Annotated in this window: 1 protein-coding gene; it reads left to right on the forward strand. The window is 39.1% G+C overall.

Features of this window, described 5'->3' with window-relative positions; translation table 11 throughout:
* Nucleotides 1-641: glycoside hydrolase family 3 N-terminal domain-containing protein (locus AC1DTM_RS30495; RefSeq protein WP_477001706.1), on the forward strand; the 641-nt coding region annotated here is incomplete at both ends.

The following is a 641-nucleotide window of genomic DNA, read 5'->3' on the forward strand; positions in this document are numbered from 1 at the left end:
TACAAAGTCAAGGGGTTGGAACGTCATTAAAACATTTCGCTGCTAATAATCAGGAGCATCGCAGAATGTCTGTAGATGCAATTGTCGATGAAAGAACATTGCGTGAAATTTATCTTGCTAGCTTTGAAGATGTCATTAAGGAAGCACAGCCTTGGACAGTAATGAGCGCTTACAACAAGGTAAATGGCGAATAYGCTTCGGAAAATAACTATTTATTAAATGATATTTTAAAAGATGAATGGGGATTTGAAGGTTTTGTCGTTTCTGATTGGGGTGCGGTAAATGAGCGTGTTGCAAGTTTAGCGAACGGCTTGGAGTTAGAAATGCCTTCAAGCTTTGGAATTGGTGAGAAGAAAATTGTTGATGCAGTTAACTGTGGTGAGCTATCTGTAGAAAAACTTGATCAAGCAGCAGAGCGTCTTCTTGACATTATTTTTAAAGCTTATGATAACCAATTAGAAAACGCTGTGTATAGTAAGGATGCGCATCATCAGCTTGCAAGAGAAGTTGCAAGTGAAAGTATGGTTATGTTACAAAATGAAGATGCAATTCTTCCGCTGAAAAAAGAGGGAACGGTAGCAGTAATTGGAGGATTTGCAAAGCAACCGCGTTTTCAAGGCGGCGGAAGCTCTCATATTAAT

The organism is Bacillus sp. P4_D3, assembly GCF_056401855.1.